The organism is Desulfoluna spongiiphila, assembly GCF_900101345.1.
Taxonomy (GTDB): domain Bacteria; phylum Desulfobacterota; class Desulfobacteria; order Desulfobacterales; family Desulfolunaceae; genus Desulfoluna; species Desulfoluna spongiiphila.
Genome location: NZ_FMUX01000019.1, coordinates 136598 through 142834, shown reverse-complemented (window position 1 = coordinate 142834; position 6237 = coordinate 136598). Strand labels below are relative to the sequence as shown.

Here is a 6237-nt window from a genome sequence, read left to right as displayed (position 1 = left end):
CAGGAAAAAACAAAAGCAATGCCTTCTATGGTTAAAGTTCGGATGAATCACAGGGTCAAGAGGGCTCAGGAAAAAACAAAAGCAATGCCTCCGGCGGCGAGGTGTGCCACCTCGAAAGCAGTTGCGAATGCGCTTTCCCCTTCGTTCCTCAGGGAAAATCACATTCGCTATTGATTCAGATTAAGCCGAATCTGTTTTTAAAACCTGTTTATTAAACTTTTTAAAAGTTTAGCTCCCGGCAGGGCCGCCGGAGGCATCTTTAACCTGGCTGCCTCCGGCGGCAAGGTGGGGGCACCTTGAAACCTTATGGCGAATGCATGAAGGCAGTCGTTTTACACACAATTTCGGGGCATTCGCGTGGTGTGTGACATGTGGCAGCCGTTTTAGCAGGAGAGGCCTATTTCATTCTTCTGGAAACACGATAACAGGCATTTCGAATTCATTTGACACCAACAGGAATAACTCCGGCGACAAGAAGCAGGTTGCGGATGCGCTTTGCCCCCTCGTTTCTCGGGGCAAATCACATCTGCCTTTAAAAGAGGCTTCATCTGAAATGATTTTTTAAGACCTATTTGTTAAACTTTTTGAAAGTTTAGCCCCCGACAGGGCCGCCGGAGGCACTTCCTTTCTTTAGCTTCCGGGCAGTTGTGCCGCCATCTCGTGCCACTCGGCACCGCCGTGGGTGGAGTTTGATTTGCAGACCCACTGAAAGCCAAATTTTTCATAAAAGGGAATCAGGTGGGTCTTGCAGAGGAGAAAAATCCCTTTGCGTCCCTGGGCCCAGGCCTTTTCCACATAGGCTTTCATGAGCCGCCCGGCAACCCCGGTTCCGGCCACGGCCTCATCCACCACCACGGACATGATCACCAGATTTTCCCCTTGGGGATCGTGGCCGATCATCGCCTTGATCTCCTCATCGGCCAGATCCACATTGGAGGTGGCCCCGCCGTTCACAAACCCGATGACCTCCCCCTTACGTTCGGCCACAAGAAACCCTTCGGCAAAGGCGGCAATCCGTTTTTCAATATTTCCCCGGCTCGCGGCTTCATCTTCCGGGTACCGCGAGGACTCGATACGATGACACACGTCCACATCACTCAACTGCGCATTACGAAAAACCAAAGACACGTCGATTCATACTCCTTAAAATTTAAAAAAAATGCCTCCGGCGGCCCTGCCGGGGGCCAAACTTTTGAAAAGTTTGATAAACAGGTTTTAACAAATGAGTCCAGAATTATCTTTGGATCAAAGACGGATGTGATTTGCCCCGAGGAACGAAGGGCAAAACGGCCTTGATCATCGTTAAGGCCACCTTCACGTTTATCGCACCACCCGCATCATGAAGCCCGGCAGTATTCCATAACCAACATGGGTTCCCGCCTTCGCGGGAAAGACGGTACAGAGTGTGACGCCCTTCGCACCTCCTCGTCTTCCCCGGCTGCCCGGGAAAAGGGGCCGGTTGTACCGTATTGCTATCCGGCACTTGCCACCTTTCGTATCGTCAAGTGACCGGGGACCCATGCCCGGAATGACATGTTCCGTCTGTAGTATGGCGACCACAGGTAATTCGCGGTTTTTATGGTCCTGGCCGAAACGATGACTAAGGCCGGCAAAACGCATTCGCAACCTGCTTTCAAGGTGTTTTTTGCCTACCGTGGCTTCGCCACCCTTGCCGCCGGAGGCCTGCTTTTAGCTCTTAGGCCACCATCATTTTAACTTGATCCACCTGCCTGAAGAGGCGGATCGCATCCTTTTCCATCGCGTCCAGGGCCCCTAAGACCGTCTCTTTGTCTTTGCCCGTCTCTTCGATGCGGCGGGTCAGCTCATCCAGCTGGCCGATATAGGCATGGAACCCTTCGGCATGCCGTTCAAAGAGCTGGTCGGCCAGGGCATCGGCCAGCTTGTAGAGGTACCGGTCCTTGAGGTTCTCTTTGTAGCTCCGAAGATGCTGTCCCATGGACTCCAGGGCCTCTTTGCGGGTGCGGTTCATGCCGTCGGCAAGGGCCTTTGCGCAAAGTTCCGATCGGTCCTTCCGGGTCTTTTTCATCAGGTGCCGGACAAAATTAATAACCGTGTAGGCTCCGAACCGCACCATGGCTTCGGCCCGCACCCGCAGGGAGTAATCCAGAACGGTTGCCACCGACGGAAAATGGATGCCCGCCATCTTGCGGGCCGTTTCGAGGTCCATGGTGGGCAGGCTGTGGGGAACAGACTCCCCCAGGGTGAGGCCCAGCTCTTCCACGGCCAGGCGATAATCCCCAAGGGTGTCGTTGATCATCAGGCCGTACGGCGCGGTGATGTTGTCCAGATCGGCCACCAGGCCCTCTTCCAGCTCCTTTGCAAGACCGATGATCCGGGGGGTGATCTCCTCGGCCAGAAGCAGGTCAACGCCCTGCCGAAAATCCCGGTGCACGGCCCCCATGGCCCGGATAAAGGCGTCCTCATCCTCATCGTCCGTGACATAGGATTCGTAGTCCGGCGCGTACTGCCGGATGTGGGTCATGATATCGGTCACCACCTGCCCCCGGGACGCATCGAAAAAGCGGTCCACCCGGTCGGAGAGATCGCCCTTCACTTTTTTCAAGGCACCGTCCAGGGTGCTGCGGATCATGGTTTTGACATGGGTCATCTTTTCCTGCTGATGGGTCAGGCCCGACACAAGGCGAGAGGCGCTGTCGCGATCCCGGGAAAGAATCTCCCGGTTGAGGTTGATCCACTGCTGCACCCCGCTTGCGATGACCATCTGGCGTTCGGCATGGTTGTTTAGCGCAATAAAATATTTCTGGAGGGTGAGCTTCTCCTCCAGGGCCTTGATGAACCCGGCCATGCCCGTAACCGAGGCGTTGCTGAAAGCCTCGTCCAGACGCCACTGCTCCAGGCGCATGCGATCCCTCTGGCCCAGGCTCTTTTCCAGGGAGGTCAGGAGCTGATACAGGGCGGAGACGGTGTGGACTTCAGGTTCGGGGATCAACAGGGAGAGCTCTTCGGTGATCTTGGCAACAATGGCCTCCATGTTCTCCATGGACTCATGCTCGGAGAAATCACAGTTCACCACAAAGGTGGTGTTCTCGGCGATGCCCATCTCCCGGATCATGGTCAGAAACCGAATATCCGCCCGACGTAAGCCGGTACGGGAGCTGATGACGTACACCAACAGGTCCGCATAAACCAGATAATCCTGGATCATGGAGAGGTGGAGGGGATTGGGGGAGTCGCTCCCTTGACAATCGGCGATCTCTACTGAAGGGTCCCAGGAAACGGTATCGATGGTGAGGCACACATCTTTGAGGTAGACGGCCAATACCTCGTCGCCGGAGTAGTCCCGATGGGAGGCAAAATCATCCCCCTCAAAGCGCCGGGTCACCGCATCGGGGCGGATCAGGCCCTCCATGCGACTATACCCCTTCAAATACGAGGAGAGGAGCACCGTGTGGACGTTGCGGGCGTCCTCGGTGATGAGAAGGTCCCTGGAAAGGCCTTCCAGACCGGCAGCAAGTTCGGCGCGGTGCCCCTCCTTGCGCAGGTCAAAGGGGGTCTCCCCCACCGTCAGGTCCATGCCCGGCAAAAGCTCTGCGGCGTGGGCGATCTCCCGGTTGATCTCGTCCCAACTCTTAAACGTGAGCTCCGAGGCCAGGGTCTCCCCGTAATGGATGCGGGTGACGATGGAGGTCACCACCCCGGCTCCCCGCTTAAGGTAATCCCCCTTGAACAACGAATTCACAAAGGTACTCTTGCCCGACTTGATGGGCCCCACCACGGCCACGCGAAAACTTTCGTCCTCTATCTGGCGGTCAATGCCGTCCAGGGTCTTCTCCCACCGATCAAAGGTCCCTTCGACCACCGGCATGGCCTCGCCCGCTTTGGAAAAAAGGGCCCTGAAGTCACGGCCCGCTTTAAGAATCTCCTCTTTCAGCTCCTTGTATCGCTTCATAAACACCTTAACCTGCATGATTGATAAGTATTACGGTCCACCAGCTATGGTCAAAACGGCCTTCTATAATTAAAGGCGGAGGAAAATCAGCCTCCGGCGGCAAGGTGAGCCACCTTGAAAGCTGGTTGCGAATGCGCTTTGCCCCTCGTTCCTCGGGTCAAATCACATCCGCCTTTCAAACAAACGTCGGCCTTAATCATCGTTTGGGCCATCGGCCCATTTACATTACCCCCCGAACACCCTTGTCCCCTGGAGCGCCGCACTCCTGTGCGGCACGGATAACGACGGACTAAAAAGCCGCACCGGAGTGCGGCGTTCCGTTTCGGTCGATTTTTCTCGGTTTTTTTGAACGTCGCGGCCAAAGGATAACCAAGGCCCAAACGTCATTCAAGAAGAACGATTAAGGCCTCTTTGTTGAACCCGTCGTTACAAGGTCATAAAAGCGGTCCTCGTCGATAACCTCCACCCCTTTTTCCCGGGCTTTTTCCATCTTCTTGGCACCCACGTTGGCCCCGCACACGAGGTAATCGGTCTTACCCGAGACCGAGGACTGCACCGTGGCCCCTTGTTTCCGGGCCATCTCCTGCATCTCCTCCCGGCTTCCCCGCACCATTTTGCCGGTGAAGACCACTCCTTTGCCGGAAAGGGGCGAGTCCGATGCCGATTCGGCAACCTCGGCGGCCAGGGGGGTGTACTCGAGAACAAACCCAAGGGCCAGCATGTGGCGGATGGTCTCTCGAACGCCTGCCAGGCCCGTGCCGATGTTTTCGCACTTGGCGCCCTTAAAGCCCTTGATATCGGCTTCAAGGATCTCTTCGCCCGTTTTTTCGATGAGCTCGGTCAGGGGAAACACGGAAAGAAGGTTCCGGGCTTCGCTCTTGCCCAGGCTGCGAACCCCGAAGGCCGCCAGGAACCGCCAGTCTTCCACGGACTCCGTGCGGCTGATGCCCAGGGCGTTGTAAAGATTCTCCGACTGCACCGGGCCGAAACCCAGGGCCTGGAACTCCACGGCTTTCAGCTTGTAGATCTTTTCCAGGGTGTCGTAGCCCTTCTCCACCAGCTTCTGCACCGTCTTTTTGCCGAACCAGTCCGCGCTGCCCAGGGTCTTGAACCAGTGGACGATGCGCTGCTCGGCCTTGGCGCTGCACAAGGGATTGACGCAGAGCAGAAACTTGTCGTCTTCTTCAAGGGGGGCATCGCAGACGGGACAGGTCTCGGGAATGGAGACCGCCTCGGACGGGGTAAGGACCTTCTCAAGCTTGGGGATCACCTCCCCGCTTCGGATGATCTCGATCTCGGCACCGGGCCCCACGCTCTCGGAGCGAAGGCGCTCCAGGTTGTGGGCCGTAACGCGACGGATGGTGGCACCCGAGACCTTCACCGGGGTCACCTCCATCACCGGAGTTACCTTGCCGGTGCGGCCCACCTGCCAGGTGACGCTCTCCACGGTGGTGACGGCGCTCTCTCCCCGGGTCTTGATGGCGATCTGCCAGCGATGGTGATGGCTGGTTGCGCCCATATGCGTTCGCAAGGCCTCGTCGGTAACTTGAGCCACGAGCCCGTCCACCGGGTAATCTATCCCGTCAAGGACCTCCTCCCGGATGGCGTCCATGGTCTCGATCATCTCCTGACCGCTGCCCGTCCATTTTTTCAGTTCCGAATAGGGGACAAACCGGACCGCTTTGTCTTCCAGAGCTTTCTGGGCGTGTTCGTTGAGGACATCCGAGGTGATGATGCCCACCACCATGTTGCGGGGGTGTTCGAAATGCTCTTTGAGGTTGGCTTCAAAATAGGAGAGGCTCATGACGATCTCGCCGAGCCCCTTGCCCCGCCCTCCCAGGGGGATCACCCCCTTGGCAAGGGCGCTGCTGATCTCATAGCCTTCAAAGCCGTTGCCACGGGTGGCAAACTCTGTGCCGTCGTCCCTGCCGGCCAAGCCGTCGAGTTTGGCCATCACCTGATAGGTCACAGAGGAGAGCCCGATCTCCAGGGCCGCTTTATCCACTCGATTAACAAAGCGCTCGAGATCTTCGATTTTATAAGCTTTTTCTGTGGAAAGCATGGGGACTGGATGACGCACCTTTCCCCTGCCGTTGAAGGTCTCCGGCTCCACCGCCTTCAGGTAGGGGTGGGCGGGATTCATGGCGCGCAGGGCCTCCACCTTCTCATCGTAGTGTGCATCTGAAACCAGGGGCTCACCGCTTCGGTACGCCTCATTCAACCGCGTCAGCTCCTCAACGAGCCGTTCAATGTCATTCATAGAGTCCGTTTTTTCATGCAGGCCAGGTCAGCCATTCATTTATTTA

At 56.9% G+C, this 6237-nt stretch carries 3 protein-coding genes; all 3 read right to left on the bottom strand.

The window, feature by feature from the left end:
- Nucleotides 1–630: 630 nt before the first annotated feature.
- A complete protein-coding gene (locus tag BLQ12_RS21020; protein WP_175469983.1) occupies nucleotides 631–1128 on the bottom strand; it encodes a GNAT family N-acetyltransferase in 498 nt (165 codons plus the stop codon).
- 568 nt (nucleotides 1129–1696) lie between these two features.
- Entirely contained in the window at nucleotides 1697–3931 is a 2235-nt protein-coding gene (locus tag BLQ12_RS21015) for a dynamin family protein (protein ID WP_175469982.1), read from the bottom strand.
- A 400-nt stretch (nucleotides 3932–4331) separates the two neighbouring features.
- Nucleotides 4332–6191, bottom strand: a complete 1860-nt coding sequence (locus BLQ12_RS21010; RefSeq protein ID WP_092213812.1) for a BRCT domain-containing protein — start codon at nucleotides 6189–6191, stop codon at nucleotides 4332–4334.
- Between the last annotated feature and the right edge of the window lie 46 nt (nucleotides 6192–6237).

Coding starts and splice junctions, on each gene's coding strand:
- BLQ12_RS21010 (WP_092213812.1), bottom strand. CDS start 6,191: ATGAATGACATTGAACGGCTCGTTGAGGAGCTGACGCGGTTGAATGAG.
- BLQ12_RS21015 (WP_175469982.1), bottom strand. CDS start 3,931: ATGAAGCGATACAAGGAGCTGAAAGAGGAGATTCTTAAAGCGGGCCGT.